The sequence below is a fragment of the Mesorhizobium sp. WSM4850 genome (assembly GCF_055811735.1).
This window is the reverse complement of record NZ_JBVVPV010000006.1, coordinates 19,824-42,005: the sequence shown is the minus strand read 5'-3', so window position 1 is coordinate 42,005 and position 22,182 is coordinate 19,824. Positions and strand designations below refer to the sequence as shown.

Sequence of the window (22,182 nt, the reverse complement as noted above, 5' to 3'; positions counted from 1 at the left end):
GATTAATGCTTGAGAACGATTGCGGCATCGCCATGCGTGCCGATTGGCCGTCAGGCGCTCCCAGTGGACTCCTGGCCTTGCCTACCTGGGCCTGCTACTCGGCATCATGGGGGCCTTCTGATTGTCGCTCACGGGCGCAAGGATGGCGCCTGGATCAAGCCCGAGAGCTTGAAGCAGGGAAACGGCGTCCGGGTCGTCACAGTAGACCTCGGGTCGATCGGGAGCAAACCAGCGGGCGAAATAGACCGGGTTTTGCGTCAAGGCGGCATAGGCCTCGGGCATCTTGCCAGTTTCGATGATACGAGTCTGCACAAGCGATTTCAGAACTGTCTTACGAGGTGGCGGCATTGGCTCTGGGCCGGTGAACTTCTCACCATCGAATGAAAAGCCGGCGAAAACGTCGTCGGGAACCTTTGTCCATCCCGGCTCTGGGCCGCCTTCGAACGAAATCGAATCCACAACGCCATCAATGATGCAGGCATATTTCATGTTGTCCTCCAGAATTTCACCCGGGCGTAGACTTCTGTTCCCTGCGAAAGAGCCAGGCCAAGGCCGTTCGCGACGGCGGCCGAGGCGTAGTATTGGATCGCAAAGGCTTTACCTGCCACGACCGCCGCGCTGCCTGTCGATGTCGCACCTGAGCTTGGCCCGTTGTTTCCGTTACCCAGCATACCCATCCCGGCGGTCGTGCCATCGGTGATGTTTTGCAGGCGTGAGCCGAAACTGCCGACGGTATAGGATCTAATCTCCCATTCGACCCAACCATCAACGGTCGGGGTGAACTCGTTTGAGGAGATCGACACAAGGCCAGACGGGTCGCGAACTTCGGTGTTGATAGCATGCGTCGTCCATGTCGTAGCGACCGGCGTTCCGCCTCCTGTCCCGGACGACTTCTGATCCTCCATAACTGCATCAGGGGTGCCGCCGACACGAGCCGAGCCGACATAAAAGCCGCCTGAAGCGGTTGCCTTGTCGCTGTCATCGATCGTGACGCCCGACGTCTGGGTTGCGCCCTTTGTGCCGTCAAAGCGCGGGACAGTGTTGTCAACGGTCGTCGCCGGGCCCTTGGCAAAAACAGCTTGGGCTGCGCCATCGCCAACCACTATTCGATTGTCGTCAGTATCCCACTGGATATCACCTTCAGCGGTCGGGGTTGGAGCCGTGCCCTGCTTCAGGGTCAGCGTGGCGGATGCGATCGTACCGCCATTAACCGCCGGGCTGGTCAGCGTCTTGTCGGTGAGCGTCTGTGGGCCGGTCAGCGTGACGTAGCTGGAATGGTCCGTCGCATCGAAGGTAACGGAAATATCGTCAGTGCCGATCACCGGCTCATCGGTCGCAAATATAAACATCCGGCTGGCGTTGACCGTCCCAATCTGGGCGCGAACCGTCGTGCCCTTCTGCAGGGTGCGGGCGGTGCGGGCATCGGCGGCACGGAACCATTCGCCTTCGCTTACGGTATAGATGCCGTTCTGCGTCGCGTCGGTCTGATCCTTCACAAGCACGCGATCGCCAACTGCTGTCACGACGCCATCGATCGTCAGCAAGCCGCCGGCTTCGACCCAGATCGGGCCGGTCGTGGCAAGGCGGACAGGCTCTCTTTCACCTGTCAAAAGACGGACAGCAGCGGTGGCGGGACGGGCCATGGAAAGGTCTCCTCAGGGCGATGTCATTTTTTTAGAAGGCTCCGAACGGGTCGAGGGGCTTGGGGGCGATGCTCTGCTGGCCGTATTGCTTCTTTCGGCTGCGTTCGACGCGGCGCGTGTAGCCGGGCGAAGCCACTTCCCGCATTGAACTGAGGAACAGGAAATCCAGCGTCGGCCGGACATAGAACAGGTTCGCGAAAATCGTGTTCTGGGTCGCGAAGTTCAGCAAATCGGCGAACCTCACTTCCTCGTCCGGGCTCAATCCGGCATCGCGGGCCTTCAGGAAAAGGTCGCCAAGGTCAGCGATTGCCCCGATGGTGGGGCCGGCGGCGGTTTCGGTAAGTCCGCAGTGGAATTTATGCATCGACGCTCTCCAATAGCCTTGCGCTCTCGACGAGAGCTTCGATATCCACAGGCGTCCAGTTCGGCCCGATGGGCTGAGTTGCGCCTCCACAAAACCACGGCGACATCAGATCGATCGCCGCCTCCAGGTTGGCGTCCTGCTCCTCGGTGTTTTCGAGCATCCAAGGGGTTTCCTTGGCGCCTACGATCAGGTGCATCGCTTCCATGTGGGCTTCGTCCACCGCAAGCACGATCGGCGGCTCTAGCTGGCCCAGCATGTAGGCTTTCCGGCCGGCTCGGGTTGTAGTCGTGCCGAGAAACATCTTGACGACGCCAAGCCAGCCGTTGCCGTGCAGAGAGTGAGCCAGGCCCTGCATCGGGCCAGTTTTTTTCAGCACGACAGCGACCAAATGGCCCGGATGAATCTCCGGCGCCGGGTCCGCCTCCAGTTCGGCGCCGGTCGGGACAAAGCCGCCCATGCAGTGACCCTCTGTATGGAAGGTGTAGGTCGTCATGCCGCCACCTTTTCGACCGCCTGGAAGCCATACGCCTGCATCGATCAATCTCCAGCTTGGTGCCGATAGTCGGCGTTGGAGGTGACACCCTTGGTTTGAGCCCGAATGCCGGCTCGGTTGTCGAGCGGCCCGCCAAGGCTCAGGAACGACAACAGCATCGTGTCAGCCTGGATTGCCGGCCGGCTCAATCGTGCCGGGACAGACGCCCGCGGGCCGGCCATCGCTTCGCGGCGCAAGGTGGTGAGATTGATGCGCAGATCGGGACGCCTGGCCTTCTCGAATTCGCCGTCGGTGGCAAGCAGGGATCGCCTGAGAGCATCGCATTCGAACAGTTCGGCCCGGGCCTGCTCAATGAGGCCGTAAACCTTTTTCCAGCGCTTCGAGAGGTCGTGCGCCTTGGCCGCGGCGTCCTTGCCAAGCGCCTCGATATCGATTGCGGCCTCGTCTTGTGCAGCCTTGGCGCGGCGTGTTTCCGCGCCCTCGATGGCCTTCTCGATGAGTTCGATCACAGCATTGCAGTCCGCGATCGACGCGCGAACCTCGGCAAGGTTGCCATCGCCGAAAATGGCCTTGTCTTCGGCTTTCACAAGATCGGCCTTGCGAGCGATGGCCGCGTTGAGGTCGGTATCCAGCGCGGAAATCACCGCGGCGAACTCGGCGGACGTGCGGGCGGCGTGCAATGCCACGGAATGGGCGGACAAAAGCAGTGTCATGGGTCTTTTCCTCATTTTGGGTTGGTCGGGAACCAGGCGTCGAGGTTTTCCCCGGCGGCCTTGCACATCTCGATCGCACGGCGCGGGTTTTCCCGGCAAAGCGCGGAAATGGCGCTGATGCTGACGATCTTGCCCTCGCCATCACGCTTGAACGGGTTCGAACGCTCGCGGCCATCGGGCCCGAACACATCGCCGATCGTGGTCATTTCCGGGCTCCTTTCGCGGTGCGAGCCTTGGCCTTGGCCACGGCTTGTTTCTGCGCGGCGCGCAACTTTCTCGCGTTGGCCGGGGCTGAATTCGTGCTCTTTCCGGACATGTCGGTCTCCTATCGGTATTCGGCGAGTGGATCATCAAAGACGGGCTTCGGCTTCGGGCCGTAGTAATAGGTCCGCTTGGCGGCTTCCGCGTTCGGCGCATTGACGATGGCGCCCAGTGCGGCGTTGGCGAGATCGTCGGACATCCCTCGCATGTGGTCGACCGCATCGCGGCCGGAGCGCATCGTGCGCCGCTCAAGCTGCGATATCTGTCCGACAAGGCGCGGGTTATCGAGCAGGACGGCAGAGCGGCCCATCAATGCGGGCAGCGCGTCCAGATAGATCTCGCTCCGGTTGCGCTCACTCGGCACATAGCGGATGCCGACCTTGTCGAATGCTTCCTTCACCCATCCGACAGCGTAGGCATCGCCCTTCACGGAAGTGCATTGGTAGGTCTTCAGGACGGCGGCAAACTCGTTCACAACGTCGGTCGGGGAGAATGGCGCCTTGACCTCGCGCAGACAGTCCAGGACGGCGCGAGCGCCTTCTCGGTGACTGATCGCCAGCGTCATGCTGTCGCTTGCACCAGAACTCGGGTCGCAAAAGGCGGTGTAGCGGTAGTCGCGAACATAACCGCGCTCGAAAACTCCGGGCTCGATGCACGCCTCGACAACGCGACGGTCGATATAGTTCGACAAGTCGCCTCGAAACTCGGCATCCCACTCGGCGCTCGCCGATTCGGGATCTTCGCGGTGTGCCTGTTCGATGATGGTCGGGTCGATGGTCGGGTTGAAGACGGATGTCGCTGCCTTGACGACAAGGACGTTGGGAACGTTCTGGCCATAGGCATCTTGGAACTTGCTATAGAGCAAGCCGGCTTGCCGATAGGGCGAGGAGATAGCCACCAAAAGGCCCTTGGTCGTCGCCAACGCCGGCAAGATCGCTCTATAGCTTTCAACGTCCGGCTGGCTGCTGCTCTCATCCCTCCAGAACGCCGTTTCGTCGAAAACGCACGCAACCAATGTCCTGCCCCTGACGGTTTTGTAGGAGCTCGAATGAACAGCGATTACGATGCCGTTGGAGAGCCGGATCTCGTCGGCAGTGGGCTGGAGCAGCAGGGAGCGCAGGTAAGGCGACGACTGGAAGAACGCCCTGACATAGTTGTGGACGGCCGCCGCCTGCGCCTTCGAGGCGGCCAGCACCAACACCGTGCCTACCTCGCCGGGGCTAAGCTTGGAATGATCTATGGCGAAAGCGGCCATATACGCGGCCACAGCGGCGGCCATGCGGCTTTTGCCCGATCGGCGCCCAACGATGGCCCAAAGCTCGCGTACGCGGCTCTCTGGCACGTCCCTGGCCCCGGCAACCTGCTTGAACGTGGCAAGGTCGCTTTCCGTCATTGGCAGGGCGAACGCGGCACGAAGCGTCGCTATCCACGGCGCCCATGTCTGAGCGTCTCCGAGGGCCGCGCCGAGTAGGCCCTGGTCGAGCAGCGCCTTGTCGATGGGAACGTCGCGGAGGGCTTTCATTCGGCAGCCGCACCGTAGTTCTTCCGGACGTAATCACCCAGCGAGGTGATGTCCCGTGGCGCCGGATCGCCCATCCGTTCGCCCTCGCGCCGCCGCGCGTTGGCAATGGTGGTGAATTCCGTCCAGTCAACCGATTGGCCGTTGAGCCATTGAACCTGCATCGCACGAAGCTGCGTCGTCAGAACGGACCACGTCTCGACGTACGCGACCCTGGCGATATCAACCTGATCCCTGCCGCCGCGCTCTGAAATCACCTTCTCAATGAGATCGGTGGTATCTCGATAGGAAGCAGTGCGCTTGTCCAAGTCATTGAGCGACGGCAGACGCATCTTGCCGTTACGCGTCACGCCACGTTCCCGGCGGGTTGCCTGCTTCGTCTCTGCGGCTTCTGCCTGCATTTTTTTCGCTCCGATTTGAGCCGCTAATGTGCGCTGATTTGACGGATTTGTTACCCGAGCGTTACCCGAACCGCCAAATCGATCACCAATCTACCGATAAAGCCGTTGAATTGCAAGGTATTCAAAGTCTTCAAGCATCGGATTGAATATCCTATGCTCGCAGATCGAACGCCGTGTTTTTTGGCGGATGGATGCGCCAGAAGCGCCGAGAGGCGCTACGAAGAAAAACCGGCGTTCGATTGAATGCATTGTAGCGGATGTAGCGGCTTTATGGCGGGATACACCCAGAGCCTTTTAATACCCTCTCTTTTCCCCTTGAACTATGTAGTAGTCAGCCCTCTGGAGGGGCTACATTTATGCCGGCAAGTATCGCTTCCATGCGTCGTGAAGGTCTTCGCGGCTATAGCCCTTGCCGACCCAGGCACCAACGCGGACGTTTTTCGAGTGAACCCCGTACGTCTTAAGGCGTTTGGACAGCCCGAGGCTTTTCAGGGGCAGTCCCTTGATATCTGCCCAAATGGATTCGTCGAGATTGTGCAGCCCGTCCAGAATGCTGGTGGTCGCCATTGCCTCAGCGTTACCGAACACCGTACGGAGGTCTGTCAGGAGTTGGATTCCGAGGCTGGGTGTACTCTCCTTAGAAAGGGTAACAAGCGCTACAGCCGCTACACGGGCGCGGGCAGGCCAGTTGCCGCCGGCATCATCGGCAACGGCCAGGAGTGGTTCCCAGACATCGGCGTCACGGTCTTTGATACCCTCGGGCATGTCCGGCCAAGCATTCGTGACACGCTCGACGCAATCGACGGCCCATGCGGCGAGTCTGTCTCGTAATGCCTGGCCTTCAGGCTCATGAACGCGTCGCCGATAGGCTTCGATTTGTTCATCGGGCGCTCGGCGGCGCATGCGAACAATGACAGATCGGGACAGGATGGTGTCGGGTAGACCGCCGAGACCGGCAAGCGCGACCGCACAGTAGGCGGGGATTTCCTCCGTCTCGATTATTTTACCTCGAACCACGCATCGCCCTGCAACCGCGCCGCGTCGATGGCCGGCGTTGAGCAAGCCTCGGATTTCCTCGTTGTCCTTGGCCTTCGGCCCGAACACTGTGTCAATCTCGTCAAACAGGATCGTCGAGGCTCCGTCCGGGTCTCCAACCTTGCGGAAGAGGTAGGCCGGCGTGACGTTCACCGCTTCGACCGGACGCGGGACGAGCAGTTCGGATATCTCCAGTGCCCGTGTTTTCCCTGATCCGGGCTCTGGCGACAGGAAGGCTATGCGCGGCGTCGATTCCCATGCATCCATCAGGTGCGTGTGCGCGATCCACAGTGCGTGCGCCACGCCTGCTTCTTCGGACGGATAAGCAACAAACCGCCTGAGAAACGCATGCACGTCTTCAAGTAGCACCGCGCCTAAGAGGGCGTCGTCTTCGACTTCTTTGAAGGGGATCACCATCCGTGCCGCCACTGGGTCTTCGTGCCTATAGTTCATGAGGGCAGCCTCGTTGCATCGGAGGCAACGCGAATGGCCTGCATCGCTTCGGCTTCGGTGATTTTGAATTTGCGCATCAAGATCGGCATCAGCGGCCGCGGTGCTGTCCACCAATGCGCGGTTGCCCATATCGTGGCATCATCCACGGGGTCCGGTCGGAGATGCATCAGTAGCTCCTCCGTTTCGACAGACGCCATTCGGTGGCGGCTTCGATCATCCATTCGGGCACCAGCCCCGAAGACGGGTCGCATGGGTTCCACAATCTGCGCGGGTCGGGGTCCTGCGGCACTCGCCGGCCCGCCCATTCGGCCAAAAGCGCGGCAGAACCACCGACCAAGCTGTCGAGCAGCATGCATTCGTAGTCGGCGTCATCGAGACAAAACTGCGCGTCGAGCAGGCTGAAGCGAGCTACACGGACAGCGGCAACGACGGCACCCGGAACTGGTTCGTTCGTCATGCGGGCGCCCGCCCGTAGACGAGGTCGGCAACGGCGCTGGCCAGCGGCCATGAGATGGCAAAGCGGGACTGCAATCGTTTCGCTTGAAAATAAACCGGATTATGGTTATTTTCCAAAACGTCATCAGCCGCCAAGCGTGACATTTCCTGAAGGCCGGTTCGCGCCAGATCCGCGGCCGGCTTTCGCTCTTTTCGCGCCCTCACGCTGCACGCTGACGCCGAAGGTTGGCCTTGCGGATCACAGCGATAGCCTGCGCATTGTCGAGGCCGAATTGGTCGCGAAGAAAGGGCACCAGCGGGCGACGAATCTGCTCCGCGCCCTGGCGCTGATGCCACTCGGACACCGCGTCGACCATTTCAGGCGTGGGGATGAACCCGGCGCTCATGCCGCGACCCCGCTGCTGTTGGCTGCCTGCTGACGTTCCCAGGCTTCTATTTCGGACATCTTCCAATAGCGGAGACGGCCGAAGTAGACGGGGCGGGGGAAAGCGGAATCATCTCTAAGACGGCGTTCGATCCACATGTGAGACCGGCCACCATACCGAGCGCGCAGCTGGTTTGACGTGAAATATTCTTGATTGACATGAGAGTGCATGGCGTTACTCCAATTAGGTAACGCCACTTAACCCGGCCTTCTAAGGTGAGGCACGGACCAAATATTTGGAAGCTATTCCGAGTTTTTGTCTCGTTCGGCGAGTTGCTTCAATGAATTAAGAACCTCAGGAATCTTACGCCGGACACGCTTGCCATGCACGCGAGCTGCAGGCGTGTCCTCGCTTCCACGCTTCGGGAAGTTCATCCTTTCAATTTCATACCTCAGCGCCGTTTTCACTGCTTTCACTGTCTGCTGAATGTTGTTCCTGTCCGCCCCATTTGCTGCTTGGATCGCGCAGATCGTCAGAGCATTGATGATGATGATCTCATCCTGTTTATCGAAAGCGCCTTTGCCCTTCGGACGTCCCGGTCTACGGTTTGCCAGCGCGAAAATCTCGCGTTCGAGATCTACAAAAGCCTTAGCCAAATCGACACGCCGCTTTTCGTAATATGTCCGATTCGGAAAACGCATGAACTCCAACGTTGCTCGTGTTTGTTGATCGAGCGCCACGCCCGCCTGCTCGAAAGCAGGTATCGCCGTCGTGAGCACGGCATCGAACCCTCCAAACCACGCGCTGGCGCGTATCCCGTCTTCCTTGAGCTTTTGCGCACTTTTCTCGAATTCCCGAACACGTCCTTTCGGGAGGTACCCGCGATCCTTCGATATCTCGACAATCATGCAGCACATCGAGCCTATCAATTCGGCGGAAAGATCGGGTTCCATATCTGAAATAGCAACTTTACCTGTCGCCAACGCTCTTACTTGTTCCAAATTTGAGCGCTCGGCCATCATGCCCGCTCCTGATATAGATAGGTGATGTTGCCGGCGGGCTTGCCTTCGACCACGTCGGCGACGAAGCGGCCCCAAGCCTCAAGCGCGGCGCGCTTCTCGTCCGCGTAGTCGTGCACCTGGTAGACGCCCGCAATGCCGCCGAAAGATCCCGCCGTGTGATTCAGCACCTTTTCGGTGACTTCCATTTTCACGCCAAGGCGCTGCATGCCGGCGGCGACGGTCCTACGAATGTCGTGAAGCGTCCAGGCCGGAATTGTGTGCTCCTCGCCAAGCTCTTTCTCGGCGATCTCGCCCATGAGCGTGTCGATGCGGTTCTTCATCCGGCTAAAACCGCTGACCGCTTGTTCGCCGTCGGTCGTGAAAACGTACCCGGCGCCCTTGATGCGAGGCATGGCCTTCAAGATGGCAACAGCCGGTTCAGAGAGCGGCACAAGATGCGGCTGCCCATTCTTGGCGCGGGATGCCGGAATCGTCCACGTACCGGCCTCTAGGTCGACTTCCCGCCATTCCATGGCAGCGACCTCCGTGCGGCGCTGGCCGGTGAGGACGAGCATGTGCACCATTGGACCGAACGGGCCGCGATGCTTCTTGCCGATGCCGCCCTTGCCCTCGCCATCCTCGGCGCGGTCATAGTTCGCCGCGGCCTGCCAGAGCCACCGGAACTCATTGTCAGTGGAGCCGGGGATTTCAGCGCGGCGAATTAAGACGCGGTTGCGGCTGGCGTTTTCTTCCGAGGGCGGCTGTAGACCCGTGATCGGCGAGACGGTGACAATGTCCTTGCCCACCGCCCAATTGAAGAACTTGCGCAGCTCGGAAAACGTCCTGTTGGCTCCGATAGGCGCGGCTTGCGCCAGCTTCTCCAGATGCTCGCGAACGTCGCGGCGGGTGATCTCTTGAATGCGCTTCTCGCCCCACAGGGATACCGCCCTGCCTTCAATGACGTGCCACCCGTCATCTTGAAGCCGCATTCCCAACAGGCGGGCCTTCTCGGGGTAGTTCCGGCGCTTGGATGCGTATTCCTTGAGGTAGCGTTCCGCCACGGCGCGGAAGAGATCGCGCGTCACGTCGGCGGCCGGCGCGCGCTTGGCAAGCTGCTTCTCGGCTCCAGGGTCTTCGCCGCGTCTCACCCTGTCCAGAATGTCGGAGGCCTCGCGGCGAATGCGTATCAGTTCCTCGCCCGCCAGCTTCGGATCGTCGCCGGCAAGGTAGTTGCCGACTGTGAACTTGCTCGGCTTCCCGTTGACACGGTAGCGCACGGCCCATGACTTCTTGCCGGTCGGCTGGATGACGAAATAGAGGCCGGGCAATATCCCGTCCGGGATTTCCAGCCTCTTCGACGGATCCGTCTTGAACTTGGTGAGTGATACCGCTTTCAGCGCCTTGGCCATCAAAACCCTCCTGGGTAACAGTAGGGTAACGCGCCAGCCTGTTATTCGCCGTTACCCCACGTTAGCAACATAGGCTCACAAACCTATCTATGCAAGGGATTTCCGCGATTTTTCGTAGGTGCGATGTTCTGTTCTGTTACCCCTCGTGAGGGGATCGCACACGACTTCTAAGCCGATGGTCACAGGTTCGAATCCTGTCGGGATCGCCAGCATTTTCTGTGTCCAGCCCGGAGACATAGTATCGGCGATACGCTGATCGGCCCGCGTCCTCGCCCGGAGGCGCGGGCTTTGATTTTTCAGCTTGGTGCTAAGTGCGACTAGCTCCAGGTGCCTCGTCGAGGAGATTTGGACCTTTACTCACAGGCATCTGGCCGTCGGGAGTAAGCTTGTCCACTGCGTCGGGCAGTTCACTTGTGAGCCGGTCGAGAAGTTCCTCGCGGGACAATCCGGTTTGCTCGGCGAGATCGCTCAATGTTTGCGGGTCGATCGCTTTCTCGACTTGGTCGCGCTGAACGGGGCGATTCGATCCTGTACCAACCCAAGAATCGACTTGATCGCCCGCACCCGCATTCTTGAGACGCTCCAGGATGTCGCCGAGCCCGCCGGTGGAGCCAGCGTTTTTGGCATCTGTCGAGTTCCTACCGGCGATTAACTCGCCGATCTTGTCCCTATTCTTGTAGGCAAGCAGGCCAAGCAAGGCTATGGCGACTTTTCCTATGTCAAGGCTCATTTCGCACCTCCTTTCATGAAGAACGGACAAGGCATGCGGCTTTGAAAGGTTCCACGGTATTTGCTGCTGGGCTGGTTTTCAGTTCGGTTAAGGACGATGGGGCTTCCCGGTCGAATCCAGGCAGGACTTCAGCGCGGGCGCCGCCGAAACGATCAAGGCTATCGGACGTGCGTGTTCAGCCTCGATCGTTTCGGACAGCGGCGCTCTGAATTCACAACCATGCAACCACTGCCTTGTCTTTGCGTTTAGCCGCTTTCAATCCCGGCGAGCTTTAAAAATGACGGCGTTCACCCCGATTTCAATCACCTTGAATGGCAAAGCGAAGGCGATCGCGTCGATAGCCGACGCTGCGAAAGCGCTGCAACAACCATGGCCATCCATGGACAAGCCGTCCCGACTTGAAGCAATCCGAATGATCGAGGAATGCCTGGCCGGACATTGCAGTCACCAGGCTGCGTTCGCCGCTTTCGAGGCGGCCGCATCTGAACAATGCCTTCTTGAGCAAAAGCCTCCAAGCGCGGGCCTCAGGAAATTCGACGGGGTTGCCGAAGACCTGATGTGAAGTGATGCTGCCGCGCGACCTTCGAACCGCTGACAGGCCTCGCCCGGGCGGAGTTGGCCAGTCGTGATTGTGGACCACCCGCCAACAAAATTGAGGAATGGCGGGTAGTCCGTATCAGCGCAGGAAGGGACGTAGCTGCGCAGATCGCAATTCATTCTTGGTCCAATCGTCAAAGTCCGGCTTCCCTGGCCACCGACCGTTCGCCAAGGAACGAGATGGAGACGGCGAAGACCGCAGCGAGTAACCAGCGGGCTTGGTGGACGCCATTTTCCATCGGCTCCTTGCGTGAGCTCACAGCAAGCGACTGCTACGAGCAGCCGCAGTGCCGGGTGGCGCGGTGTCCGGGCTATTACGCGAAAACAGGTGAGACTTAGGTCCCGTCTCGAATCAGACCGAAGCCCAACCAAGGAACGTTTGCGGCTGCCTGAGGTTTGGTGAGCCTGGCGCGAAGACGATGCCGTTCAGCGCAATAGAGCTCACATCAAGGAGGCACTTATGAGTATGCGTCTTTCCACTGCAGCCGCTGGGTTTCTGTTGCTGGCCGGTATCGCCGCCGCTGCCGCTCAGGACGTAGTCATCGAGCCTGAACAGGAGACCGTCATCAGGGAGTATGTCAAAAAGCAGCCGCTGGCATCGGTGGAAATCCCTGGAGTGGAGCTCAATATCGGCTCAACCTTGCCCGAAACCGTCGAACTTCATGAAGTCCCCGACACAAAATACCGTTACGTGGTGGTCGACAACCGGACCGTTGTGGTTGACCCGGGCACGCGCAAGATCATCAAAGTCATCGAATGAGCTAAGCGACTGGACCCGCCGTGCCGAAAGGTGCGGCGGGAGTCGAGCGACGAGGAATGTGATCACCATGTCGAACCGTGAGATTGGAGCGTCGCAGGCGCTGCGAATACGCGTGGCTGACCTCGCTGAGAGGATGCGCGGCGCCCGGATTACCGAAAACGAACTGAAGACCTTTCGAAAGGTCGCAGCAGTCCTGGAGGACGGCAAGGGCAGAATCGATGCCGACGATTTGATTGCCGCATCCTTCGTCGTCGATCCGCCAGACTGACAAGAAGTGCTGCAATGTCCCTGTCTCCCAGCCTATTCTCTGTTGGCCTGACTTTCCAATGCCCGCAGTGCAACTTCACCGTCATCAAGAACGGCCGCTGGTTTCAGGTCGTTTCCCATTACAAGTGCGAGGGATGCGGACGCGAGATCCGGATTACCTATCCCGACAAGATTGCGATCTTCCAGAAGCACGCGCACTTGGCCATGCCGCCGGGAGCGCGGTAGCTGCGGCAGATGTGCAGACCAACTCCTTCATTGCCAACTCCTTCATTGAAAGTGAGCTCGAATTGCCGGACTCGAGCGCGAGCGTCATGGTGACCTAGATAAACCAGGTCGCCACCAGCCCCAAAGAGGCGGAAAAGATTGCGATCGTAGTAGCCCATCCCAAGGCGTTGGTTGTCCGGCTGTTGACCTTGTCTCCCATGATCCGCGGGTTGTTCGTCATCAGCATGATAAGAAGAAGCAGTGGCGGCGTGGAAAAGCCCTGCACGATACCGGACCAGACGAGCGCCTTCATTGGGTTGAAACCCAGGAAATTCAGGCCAACAGCAATCAGCGTGAAGGCGCCGATCGCGGTATAGAACTTTGGCGCCTCACGCGGCTTGGCATGAAGGCTGTGCTCCCATCCAACCGCCTGCGCCAGATCGTATGCGGCACCTGTCGTCATGACCGGAACGGCAAGGAACCCGACCCCGATCACGCCGGCCGCGAACAGTACGCCAGCGGCTGCACCAGCGAGCGGCTTGAGAGCTTCGGCTGCTTGAGCGGCGGTCTCGACGTCGTGCTCGCCGGCTTCATAGAGCGTAGACCCTGTCGACAGGATGATAAAGTACATGATGAGGTTGGAAAAAATCATGCCGATCAGGATATCGCGGCGGGAGCGGCGCAGTTCACCGTCGGTGGCACCCTTGCGCTTCCTCAACGTCGTTCTCCCCTCGGCAATCTCTTCCTCCACCTCCTCATTCGACTGCCAGGTGTAGAGATAGGCTGAAAGGGTGGTGCCGATGATGGCCACCAGAATGGACAGGAACTCGCGGCTGAACTGGATTTTTGGAACAAGGGTTCCCCACAGCACGGCTGCCGCATCCGGCTTCGCCAGGATGGCCGAGCCGACATAGGCAAGCAGGGCCAGCGCGAGCCAGCGGAAGATGTTGCGTATGAGCGTGTAAGAGCCCCAAAGCTGGAGAGCAAAGATAGCGGCCGCGACTACAACCACAATGAGGGGAATCGGAACAGGAAGGAAGATGTTGATGGATGCAGCCATGCCGCCGAGATCGGCGGCTGCTTCGATCGTGTTGCCGATCAGCACGCCCACCAGGACAGCCCAGAGCAGCCATCGGGGATAGAAGTCCTTGATCGCATGAAAGAGGCCGCGGCCCGAAACCTGTCCAAGCTTCGACGAGAGATACACGACCGTGTACATCATCGGCAGCGTTACAGGAGCGGTCCAAAGCAGGTCCGGGCCAAAGCGCGCGCCGGCACTTGCATAGGTGCCGATCGCCGAGCAATCGTCGTCGGCGGCGCCGGTGATAAGGCCGAGTCCAAGTGCTCGCCCTATGCCGTCCTTCTTGTCTTCCCGTGGTGAAGTGGCGTTACGATCGCGCTGCGTCATTGCGGCCACGCCGCGCAAAGAGGGTCACGCGCAAGCACGAGAAAAACGTCGCGAGCAATTATCCTATAAATGTACTGCAGCACGGGAGTGGGTCTCATACCGGCAAACCTCTACCGCCGTTCCAACTCCGCAATCGGCTGCTTGTTCCCCGCGTCAGCCGAGTGTTCAGGGCATGATAGAGCCCACGATTTCAATGAGCTTGGGCATCTTCCAAGCCTTTCATCTTTTGACGGAACCCTACCCGACGTTTTACGAGATATTCTGCCGGTGTGATTGTCTGTTGGCCGATGGTGCGCCAGTCCAATGGTTCGACGGCGTGCGCGTCACATAAATGTTTGATGTTGCCAAAAGGCTTGCTCGATCGGATTGAGCTAGGGTGAGTATGGCGGCAGGAATCACAGCTTGCGCCGGCTGCCCTTAGGGCCTGGGGCAGGGCGGATCTGAACGGGGCTTTTCCACGAATGACTTTGATGGGCGCGGCGGCACTGCTGATCCTGATCCTGACCTATGCCGGCGTCGCCGTCGGCAGGTTCCCCGGCCTGCGCCTCGACCGGGCAGGCATCGCGCTGCTCGGCGGTGCGGCGATGATCGCCATCGGCGCACTCAGCCTGGAGGACGCATACCGCGCCATCAGTTTCGACACCATCACGCTGTTGCTCGGCATGATGATCGTCGTGGCGCATCTGAAGGTCTCGGGCGCCTTCCGTGCGCTCGGCGCCATTGCCATCGAGCATGCGCATGCGCCGTTCATGCTGCTGGCGATGGTGACGCTGCTGACCGGGGTGCTGTCGGCGTTTCTGGTCAACGACGCGATCTGCCTGGTCATGGCGCCGATCGTCGTCCACGTCACCCGCGTCATCAACCGAAACCCTGTCCCCTATCTGATCGCCACCGCTACGGCGTCGAATTGCGGCAGTGTCGCCACCATCACCGGCAACCCGCAGAATATGGTCATCGGCGCGCTGTCGAGGATTTCCTATCCGGCCTTTTCGGCGGCCCTGGCGCCGGTCGCGCTGTTCGGCCTCGTCGCCGTCGTCGTCATCGTGCGCATCGTCTATCGCGCCGAGTTCGCGCGCAAGGCCGAACTCAGCCCCGAAGTCTATCGCGGCCGCATGTTGCCGGGCCAGGTACTCAAGGCGGTGGTCGTCTGCATCGGACTGGCGATCGCCTTCTTTGCCGGCGTTCCGGTCGCCAAGGCGGCGCTCATCGGCGGCGCCATTCTTCTCGTGACCCGTGCCATAAAGCCGGCGCGCATCTACCGCGAGATCGACGGGCCGTTGCTGTTCATGTTCGCCGGCCTGTTCATCGTCGTCGCCGGCGCCGAGAAGACGCTGCTCACGCCCGACATCATAGCCTCGGCAAAAAGCCTCGGGCTGGACGACGTCTGGCGGCTGTCAGGCTTCACCGCGGTGCTGTCCAACATCATGAGCAATGTCCCGGCCGTGCTGGCGCTGCGGCCGTTCATACCCGGCCTGGACGACCCTGAGCGCGCCTGGCTGGTCGTCGCGATGAGCTCGACGCTGGCCGGCAATTTCACGCTGCTCGGTTCAGTCGCCAATCTGATCGTCGCCGAGTACGCACGGGTCTCCGGCACACCTCTGTCGTTCGCCGCCTTCTTCAAGGTCGGGCTGCCGCTGACGCTGGTTACGCTGCTTGCCGGGACGGCGTGGCTGGCGCTAGGGTTTTAGCAGCAGGCAAGGCTGCTTCAGGTGCAGGCCTGGTCGGACTATTTGGCGTGCGTGGGCCAGAACGCCCAGATCAGCAAAGCTGCCAAAGCCAGCCAGAGCGCCACGACAATGAACATCCCCATCCTGCTTTGCGGCTGTTTTTCGAGCGCGGCAGCCCGCGCCCTAAATTCGGCCATCAGCGACGGCGCAACAAGCCTGATGGCCAGGACTACGCCGAGCGGAACGATGATCAGATCGTCGATATAGCCGAGCACCGGAATGAAGTCGGGGATGAGGTCGATGGGGGAAAGCGCATAGGCGGCCACGATCCCGGCAACGAACTTCGCAAACCAGGGCACCCGAGGGTCGCGCGCGGCGAGCCACAGGGCGACGACATCAAGCTTGATGTCGCGCGCCCAGCGCTTTGCGGCTTCCAGCCAGGCTTTCATAGCGCTATTTTAGCACAGATTGTCCGCCGACACCCGAGCGACGGTTGCTGACTGGCAGGGTTCGATCACGGTAAAGCCGTCAGCAACTTTTTCGAATCAGCTTGGCAAGCCTTAAGCGGCCGCCGCGGCGAGGCCGCGCGCCAGATCGGCTGTGAGGTCCTCGACATCCTCGAGCCCGATCTGCAGGCGGATGAGCGGGCCGTCATAAGACCCCTTGGCGACGACGCGGTCGCCGAGGAAGACCGGCACCGCAAGGCTCTCATAGCCGCCCCAGGAATAGCCGAGGCCGAATATCCTGAGCGCGTCGAGGAAGGCATGCTGCTGTTTCTGGCCGCCGCCCTTGAGCACGATCGAAAAAATGCCGCTCGAGCCGCAGAAGTCGCGCTTCCAGAGATCGTGGTCGGGATGGCTGGCAAGCGCTGGATGCAGCACCCGCGCCACGCCCGGCTGGCCCTCCAGCCAGCCGGCGATCGCCAGAGCGCTGCGCTGATGGTGGTCGAGGCGCACACCCATGGTGCGCAGGCCGCGCAGCACCTGATAGACGTCGTCCGGCCCGGCGCAGCAGCCCATCGTGTAAAATGTCTCGCAAAGCTGTTTCCAGCAGGCCTTGTTGGCCGACGCCGTGCCGAGCAGCACGTCGGAATGGCCGGCCGGATATTTCGTCGCCGCATGGATCGAGATGTCGACGCCGTGGTCGAGCGGGCGGAAGTAGAGCGGCGTCGCCCAGGTGTTGTCCATCATCACGATCGCACCTGCGGCGTGTGCCGCGCTGGAAATGGCCGGTATGTCCTGCACCTCGAAAGTGTTGGAGGCCGGCGATTCGGTGAACACGACCTTGGTGTTGGATTTGATCAACGCCGCTATACCGGCGCCGACATGCGGATCGTAATATTCGACCTCGACGCCTAGCCGTTTCAGCATCGTGTCGGCGAAATTGCGGGTTGGGTGATAGACGGAATCGACAATCAGGACATGGTCGCCCGCCGACAGGAAGGCGAGCAGCGGCACTGTCACCGCCACCAGGCCGGAGGGCACCACAATCGTGCCGGCCGAGCCTTCCAGTCCGTCGATGGCGCTGGCAAGCGCGTCGGTGGTCGGCGTGCCGCGCGTGCCGTAGGTGTATTTCTGGCCGCGTGCCGCCATCGTCGCCGCGTTGGGAAAGAGCACGGTCGAGGCATGCACGACCGGCGGGTTGATGAAGCCGAAATAGTCATGCGGATTGTTGCCCGAGTGGGCAAGCCGCGTGTTGATGCCCATTTCATTGCCGTCTTTTGCCATTGCGCTTCGCCTCTGATGAAGCGCTAGCCATAGTGCGGCGGCATTGGCCGCGCAACCGTTCGCCAACCGCCAGCCGGCGGACTGGTTGTGCCAATCGCTCCGATGGCTTTCCGGCGCGGCGCTGCCTCCCCGAAGACGGATTTTAGAAGCCAGCTCCGATTCGCGTTGGCCGGACCTCGCAGTTGCTGGCTAATTTTCGGGCGCGTTTGTCTGCAATTCAGGCATTTGCGGCAAATGGTTTGAAACTCTTTGGGTTTCGGTCATTTTCCTTGACCTCACTGTGATAATCGCCTTCGATGCAGTTCGTGAATGGGAGGCAGCGCGTCGGTTGCGATGCGGGTTCCGGTAATGGGCCGGAACGGGAAGCTGCGTTCACACGGAAAAAAAAGTCAGGTTCGCCTGAAAAAAACAGAAAAGGGTCTGTGGGTTATGAAACACATTGCAATCGGCATTCTGGGCGCCGCCGCGCTTGGATTGGTGGCTTCGGCCGCGTCGGCGGCCACGCTCGACGACGTCAAGGCCAAGGGCTTCATCCAATGCGGCGTGTCGACCGGTCTGGCCGGCTTCTCGGCGCCGGACGACAAGGGCGACTGGCAAGGCATCGATGCGGACTTCTGCCGCGCTGTCGCGGCCGCCGTGTTCGGCGATGGCACCAAGGTCAAGTTCACGCCGCTCAGTGCCAAGGAACGCTTCACCGCACTGCAGTCAGGCGAGATCGACGTTCTGTCGCGCAACACCACCTGGACCATCAACCGCGATACGGCGCTTGGTCTGAACTTCGTCGGTGTCACCTATTATGACGGACAGGGCTTCATGATCAACGCCAAGAAGCTGCCGGGGGTGAATTCCGCGCTGCAGCTTTCGGGCGCGGCGGTCTGCGTGCAGAGCGGCACCACGACCGAACTCAACCTCGCCGACTACTTCAAGACGAACAAGATGGAGTACAGCCCGGTCGTATTCGAACAGCTGTCAGAGGTCGACGCGGCCTATGACGCCGGCCGTTGCGATGTCTACACCACCGACCAATCAGGTCTCTACGGCATCCGGCTGACGCTGGGCGCGCCCGCCGACCACGTCGTGCTGCCTGAGATCATCTCCAAGGAGCCGCTCGGACCGGCCGTGCGCCAGGGCGACGACCAGTGGTACCACATCGTCAAGTGGACCTATTTTGCGCTGCTGCAGGCAGAGGAACTCGGCATCACCAAGGCCAATGTCGAGGAAATGAAGGCCTCGGACAATCCCGAGATCAAGCGCGTGCTCGGCCAGGAGGCCGATACCAAGATCGGCACCGATCTCGGTGTCTCCAACGACTGGGTCGTCAACATCGTCAAGACCGTCGGCAATTACGGCGAAATGTTCGAACGCAATGTCGGGTCGGGCAGCCCGCTGAAGATCGCGCGCGGCATCAACGCGCTGTGGACCAAGGGCGGTCTGCAATACTCTCCGCCGATCCGCTGATCGAAATGTGATCCGGGAGGCAGATCGTCTGCCTCCCGGTTTCTCTTTCCAGGGGATGGTCGAATGGCATCGCAGGAAATTCTTCGCGAGGAGCCAAGCCGCGGCTCCTTCATCAATGATCCAAAGGTCCGCGGCATAGTCTTCCAGGCGGTGGTCGTCATCGTGCTGGTTGCGTTGGTCTGGTGGATCGTCCAAAACACCATCGACAATCTGACGCGCCTGCGCATTGCGTCAGGCTTCGGCTTCCTCAGGGGTCGCGCCGGCTTCGACATCAGTGACAGCGCCATCGCCTATTCGTCGGATTCGACCTATGGCCGCGCCATCGTGGTCGGCTTTATCAACACCCTCATCGTTGCCGCCGCCGGCATCGTCACCGCCACCATCATCGGCTTTATCCTCGGCGTCGGCCGGCTTTCGCACAACTGGCTGATCCGCAAGATCTGTATGGTCTATGTCGAGGTCTTTCGCAACATCCCGCCGCTGCTGGTCATCTTCTTCTGGTATTCCGGCGTGCTTTCGGTGCTGCCGCCGCCGCGTGAAAGCATCAATTTGCCGTTCAGCTCCTTTCTCAACCAACGCGGCTTTTATTTTCCACGCGCCGTGTGGGGCGAAGGCTCCTGGCTGATCCTGGTTGCTTTGCTTCTCGGCATCGCCATGGCGTGGTTCGTCGCCCGCAAGGCGCGTCAGCGGCAGATGGCGACCGGCCAGCAATTCCCTGTGTTCTGGACATCGGCGGCTTTGATCATCGGCTTGCCGTTGCTGGCCTACGCGCTCAGCGGCTTCCCGCTGAGCTTCGATTATCCAAAGCAATCGACCTTCAACCTGACTGGTGGCTTTCAGGTCAAGCCGGAGTTCCTGTCGCTCTACCTGGCGCTGTCCTTCTATACGGCGGCCTTCATCGCCGAAATCGTGCGGGCCGGCATCATGGGCGTCAATAAGGGTCAGACCGAGGCAGCCGGTGCGCTCGGGCTGCGGCCGGGATCGATCCTGCGGCTTGTCGTCATTCCGCAAGCCATGCGGATCGTCATTCCGCCGCTGACCAGCCAATATCTGAACCTGACCAAGAACTCGTCCCTGGCCATCGCCATCGGCTACCCGGATCTGACGGCGACGACCGGCACGGTGCTGAACCAGACCGGTCAGGCTATCGAGTGCGTGCTGATCATGATGGTGGTCTATCTCGCACTCAGCCTGTTGACGTCGGCGGTCATGAACGTGGTCAACGCCAGAATGGCGCTGGTGGAGAGGTAGCGACATGCAGGAGCACGATCTTTCCTTCGTCCGCGTCGAAATGGCGCTGGCACAGTCGGCGCCTGCAAGCGAGCGCGGCCTGGGCGCCTGGATACGCAAGAACCTGATTGCGTCGACCGGTGACACGATCCTGACCATCATCGGCATCGTGCTGGTCGCGATGATCCTGCCGCAACTGATCAGCTGGGCCTTCATCAACGCCCAATGGACCGGCGCGGACCGTACCTTTTGCGCCACGGCGGCACAGGGCGGCGTCCAGCCGGACGGCTGGTCCGGCGCCTGTTGGGCCTTCGTCAACGCCAAGTTCGGCCAGTTCATGTTCGGCCGCTATCCGATCGATGAGCGCTGGCGGCCGATCCTGGTCGCCATCCTGTTCGTGGCGCTTCTGGTGCCGCTGCTCATCCCGAAGGTGCCGCGCAAGGGGCTGAACGCCATCTTGTTCTTCGGGGCGCTGCCGATCTTTGCCTTCATCCTGCTGGTTGGTGGCGTGTTCGGCCTGCCGCATGTCGAAACCCCGCTATGGGGAGGGCTGCTGGTGACGCTCACCTTGTCCTTCGTCGGTATTGCCGTGTCGCTGCCGCTCGGCATCGTGCTGGCGCTCGGCCGGCGCTCGAAGATGCCGATCGTCAAGATGCTGTGCGTCATCTTCATCGAGACGGTGCGCGGCATCCCGCTGATCACCGTGCTGTTCATGGCCAGCGTCATGCTGCCGCTGTTCCTGCCGGCCGGCGTCAGCTTCGACAAGTTCCTGCGCGCGCTGATCGGTGTTTCGCTGTTTGCCGCTGCCTATATGGCCGAAGTGGTGCGGGGCGGCCTGCAGGCGATCCCCAAGGGCCAGTATGAGGGTGCGGATTCGCTCGGCCTCGGTTACTGGCAGAAAATGGGCCTGATCGTGCTGCCGCAGGCGCTGAAGCTGGTCATTCCCGGCATCGTCAATACCTTCATTGGCATGTTCAAGGACACCAGCCTGGTTTCGATCATCTCGATGTTCGACCTGCTTGGCGTCGTCAAACAGAATTTTAACGACCCCAACTGGGCAACGCCGCAAACGGCCAGGTCCGGCCTGGTGTTTGCTGCCTTTGTCTTCTGGCTGTTCTGTTTCGGCATGTCGCGCTATTCGATGTTCACGGAACGCCGGCTCGACACCGGCCACAAGCGCTAAGAACAAAAAAGGGAACCTTCCATGACAATAGAAAATGCAGTCAGCGCGGAAGAGATCAAGGTCAATGCCGCCAAGATGCAGGTTTCCACCACCGATGTCGCCATCGACATCATCGCCATGCACAAATGGTACGGCGAATTCCATGTGCTGAAGGACATCAACCTGAAGGTGATGCGCGGCGAGCGCATCGTCATTTGCGGCCCTTCGGGCTCGGGCAAATCGACGATGATCCGCTGCATCAACCGGCTGGAAGAGCACCAGAAGGGCAAGATCATCGTCGACGGCAAGGAATTGACCAACGATCTCAAGAAGATCGACGAGGTGCGCCGCGAGGTCGGCATGGTGTTCCAGCACTTCAACCTGTTCCCGCATTTGACCATCCTGGAAAACTGCACGCTGGCGCCGATCTGGGTGCGCAAGACGCCGAAGAAGCAGGCCGAGGAAATCGCCATGCACTTCCTCACGCGTGTCAAGATTCCGGAACAGGCCAACAAATATCCCGGTCAGCTTTCCGGCGGCCAGCAGCAGCGCGTCGCCATCGCCCGCTCGTTGTGCATGAATCCGCGAATCATGCTGTTCGACGAGCCGACCTCGGCGCTCGATCCCGAAATGATCAAGGAAGTGCTGGAGACGATGGTTGGCCTCGCCGAAGAGGGCATGACCATGCTCTGCGTCACCCACGAGATGGGCTTTGCACGCAAGGTCGCCAACCGGGTGATCTTCATGGACCAGGGCCAGATCGTCGAGCAGAACACGCCAGCCGAGTTCTTCGACAATCCGCGCCACGAGCGCACAAAACTGTTCCTGTCGCAAATCCTGCACTGATTGCTCTCACGCG

Annotated in this window: 26 protein-coding genes; 8 read left to right on the top strand and 18 right to left on the bottom strand. The window is 60.5% G+C overall.

The genetic code is table 11. The features are described 5' to 3' along the window. Positions 1-81 precede the first annotated feature (81 nt). The 15 genes from AC0L2Z_RS09150 to AC0L2Z_RS09080 form a co-directional block, all read right to left on the bottom strand. A complete protein-coding gene (locus AC0L2Z_RS09150; RefSeq protein WP_473627629.1) occupies positions 82-489 on the bottom strand; it encodes a hypothetical protein in 408 nt (135 codons plus the stop codon). Then, positions 486-1,544, bottom strand: a complete 1,059-nt coding sequence (locus tag AC0L2Z_RS09145; RefSeq protein WP_473627628.1) for a hypothetical protein — start codon at positions 1,542-1,544, stop codon at positions 486-488. Before AC0L2Z_RS09145 ends, AC0L2Z_RS09150 begins: the two co-directional genes overlap by 4 nt. A 130-nt stretch (positions 1,545-1,674) precedes the next feature. Continuing rightward, complete coding sequence (locus AC0L2Z_RS09140) at positions 1,675-2,007, bottom strand: hypothetical protein (protein ID WP_473627626.1); 333 nt, start codon at positions 2,005-2,007, stop codon at positions 1,675-1,677. Continuing rightward, positions 2,000-2,500: a hypothetical protein gene (locus AC0L2Z_RS09135; RefSeq protein ID WP_473627625.1), complete on the bottom strand. Its 501-nt coding sequence runs from the start codon at positions 2,498-2,500 to the stop codon at positions 2,000-2,002. Before AC0L2Z_RS09135 ends, AC0L2Z_RS09140 begins: the two co-directional genes overlap by 8 nt. Positions 2,501-2,544: 44 nt before the next feature. Next, positions 2,545-3,213 carry a hypothetical protein gene (locus tag AC0L2Z_RS09130; protein WP_473627623.1) on the bottom strand — a complete coding sequence of 223 codons (669 nt, stop codon included), beginning with the start codon at positions 3,211-3,213 and terminating at the stop codon, positions 2,545-2,547. An 11-nt stretch (positions 3,214-3,224) separates the two neighbouring features. Beyond that, entirely contained in the window at positions 3,225-3,419 is a 195-nt protein-coding gene (locus tag AC0L2Z_RS09125; RefSeq protein ID WP_473627622.1) for a hypothetical protein, read from the bottom strand. A gap of 119 nt (positions 3,420-3,538) precedes the next feature. Next, positions 3,539-4,996, bottom strand: a complete 1,458-nt coding sequence (locus AC0L2Z_RS09120) for a terminase (RefSeq protein ID WP_473627620.1) — start codon at positions 4,994-4,996, stop codon at positions 3,539-3,541. Beyond that, positions 4,993-5,394, bottom strand: a complete 402-nt coding sequence (locus AC0L2Z_RS09115; protein ID WP_473627619.1) for a hypothetical protein — start codon at positions 5,392-5,394, stop codon at positions 4,993-4,995. The genes AC0L2Z_RS09120 and AC0L2Z_RS09115 overlap by 4 nt, the downstream gene beginning before the upstream one ends. A 354-nt stretch (positions 5,395-5,748) precedes the next feature. Next, positions 5,749-7,011 (bottom strand): DUF3631 domain-containing protein, encoded by a 1,263-nt coding sequence (locus AC0L2Z_RS09110; RefSeq protein WP_473627618.1) that lies wholly within the window; start codon positions 7,009-7,011, stop codon positions 5,749-5,751. A 37-nt stretch (positions 7,012-7,048) separates the two neighbouring features. Beyond that, positions 7,049-7,339 (bottom strand): hypothetical protein, encoded by a 291-nt coding sequence (locus AC0L2Z_RS09105; RefSeq protein WP_473627616.1) that lies wholly within the window; start codon positions 7,337-7,339, stop codon positions 7,049-7,051. Next, positions 7,336-7,473: a hypothetical protein gene (locus tag AC0L2Z_RS09100; protein ID WP_473627615.1), complete on the bottom strand. Its 138-nt coding sequence runs from the start codon at positions 7,471-7,473 to the stop codon at positions 7,336-7,338. Before AC0L2Z_RS09100 ends, AC0L2Z_RS09105 begins: the two co-directional genes overlap by 4 nt. A 65-nt stretch (positions 7,474-7,538) precedes the next feature. Continuing rightward, positions 7,539-7,724, bottom strand: a complete 186-nt coding sequence (locus AC0L2Z_RS09095) for a hypothetical protein (RefSeq protein WP_473627614.1) — start codon at positions 7,722-7,724, stop codon at positions 7,539-7,541. A 281-nt stretch (positions 7,725-8,005) separates the two neighbouring features. After that, positions 8,006-8,725 carry a hypothetical protein gene (locus AC0L2Z_RS09090; RefSeq protein WP_473627612.1) on the bottom strand — a complete coding sequence of 240 codons (720 nt, stop codon included), beginning with the start codon at positions 8,723-8,725 and terminating at the stop codon, positions 8,006-8,008. Next, the gene (locus AC0L2Z_RS09085; RefSeq protein WP_473627610.1) at positions 8,722-10,113 is read right to left on the bottom strand and encodes a tyrosine-type recombinase/integrase; all 1,392 of its coding nucleotides are present in this window, start codon (positions 10,111-10,113) and stop codon (positions 8,722-8,724) included. The genes AC0L2Z_RS09090 and AC0L2Z_RS09085 overlap by 4 nt, the downstream gene beginning before the upstream one ends. A 307-nt stretch (positions 10,114-10,420) precedes the next feature. Beyond that, positions 10,421-10,843, bottom strand: a complete 423-nt coding sequence (locus AC0L2Z_RS09080) for a YidB family protein (protein ID WP_027152614.1) — start codon at positions 10,841-10,843, stop codon at positions 10,421-10,423. A 277-nt stretch (positions 10,844-11,120) separates the two neighbouring features. Here AC0L2Z_RS09080 and AC0L2Z_RS09075 point away from each other — a divergent pair, with 277 nt between their 5' ends. The 3 genes from AC0L2Z_RS09075 (at position 11,121) to AC0L2Z_RS09065 (ending at position 12,468) form a co-directional block, all read left to right on the top strand. Then, positions 11,121-11,405, top strand: coding sequence for a DUF982 domain-containing protein (locus tag AC0L2Z_RS09075; protein WP_287395122.1), 285 nt, complete (start codon positions 11,121-11,123; stop codon positions 11,403-11,405). Between the two features lie 495 nt (positions 11,406-11,900). Next, positions 11,901-12,200 carry a DUF1236 domain-containing protein gene (locus AC0L2Z_RS09070; RefSeq protein ID WP_473627609.1) on the top strand — a complete coding sequence of 100 codons (300 nt, stop codon included), beginning with the start codon at positions 11,901-11,903 and terminating at the stop codon, positions 12,198-12,200. Between the two features lie 67 nt (positions 12,201-12,267). Next, positions 12,268-12,468 carry a hypothetical protein gene (locus tag AC0L2Z_RS09065; RefSeq protein ID WP_023800633.1) on the top strand — a complete coding sequence of 67 codons (201 nt, stop codon included), beginning with the start codon at positions 12,268-12,270 and terminating at the stop codon, positions 12,466-12,468. A gap of 318 nt (positions 12,469-12,786) precedes the next feature. Here the strand turns inward: AC0L2Z_RS09065 and AC0L2Z_RS09060 are convergent, their stop codons facing one another. Beyond that, positions 12,787-14,079, bottom strand: a complete 1,293-nt coding sequence (locus AC0L2Z_RS09060; protein WP_473627607.1) for an Nramp family divalent metal transporter — start codon at positions 14,077-14,079, stop codon at positions 12,787-12,789. 461 nt (positions 14,080-14,540) lie between these two features. On the opposite strand from AC0L2Z_RS09060, the gene AC0L2Z_RS09055 reads away from it, so the two are divergent. Beyond that, positions 14,541-15,767, top strand: coding sequence for an anion transporter (locus tag AC0L2Z_RS09055; RefSeq protein ID WP_287395118.1), 1,227 nt, complete (start codon positions 14,541-14,543; stop codon positions 15,765-15,767). Positions 15,768-15,805: 38 nt separating this feature from the next. Here AC0L2Z_RS09055 and AC0L2Z_RS09050 read toward each other — a convergent pair whose 3' ends face one another. Next, positions 15,806-16,195: a YkvA family protein gene (locus AC0L2Z_RS09050; protein WP_128247585.1), complete on the bottom strand. Its 390-nt coding sequence runs from the start codon at positions 16,193-16,195 to the stop codon at positions 15,806-15,808. Between the two features lie 111 nt (positions 16,196-16,306). Further along, entirely contained in the window at positions 16,307-17,473 is a 1,167-nt protein-coding gene (locus tag AC0L2Z_RS09045) for a cystathionine beta-lyase (RefSeq protein WP_287395117.1), read from the bottom strand. A gap of 429 nt (positions 17,474-17,902) precedes the next feature. Between AC0L2Z_RS09045 and AC0L2Z_RS09040 the strand changes: the two genes are divergently transcribed. The 4 genes from AC0L2Z_RS09040 (at position 17,903) to AC0L2Z_RS09025 (ending at position 22,169) form a co-directional block, all read left to right on the top strand. Further along, positions 17,903-18,931, top strand: coding sequence for an amino acid ABC transporter substrate-binding protein (locus AC0L2Z_RS09040; protein WP_023800623.1), 1,029 nt, complete (start codon positions 17,903-17,905; stop codon positions 18,929-18,931). A gap of 63 nt (positions 18,932-18,994) precedes the next feature. Continuing rightward, complete coding sequence (locus AC0L2Z_RS09035; protein WP_023800622.1) at positions 18,995-20,182, top strand: amino acid ABC transporter permease; 1,188 nt, start codon at positions 18,995-18,997, stop codon at positions 20,180-20,182. A 4-nt stretch (positions 20,183-20,186) separates the two neighbouring features. Continuing rightward, positions 20,187-21,344: an amino acid ABC transporter permease gene (locus tag AC0L2Z_RS09030; protein WP_027155356.1), complete on the top strand. Its 1,158-nt coding sequence runs from the start codon at positions 20,187-20,189 to the stop codon at positions 21,342-21,344. A 21-nt stretch (positions 21,345-21,365) separates the two neighbouring features. Then, complete coding sequence (locus tag AC0L2Z_RS09025; RefSeq protein WP_023800620.1) at positions 21,366-22,169, top strand: amino acid ABC transporter ATP-binding protein; 804 nt, start codon at positions 21,366-21,368, stop codon at positions 22,167-22,169. Positions 22,170-22,182 lie beyond the last annotated feature (13 nt).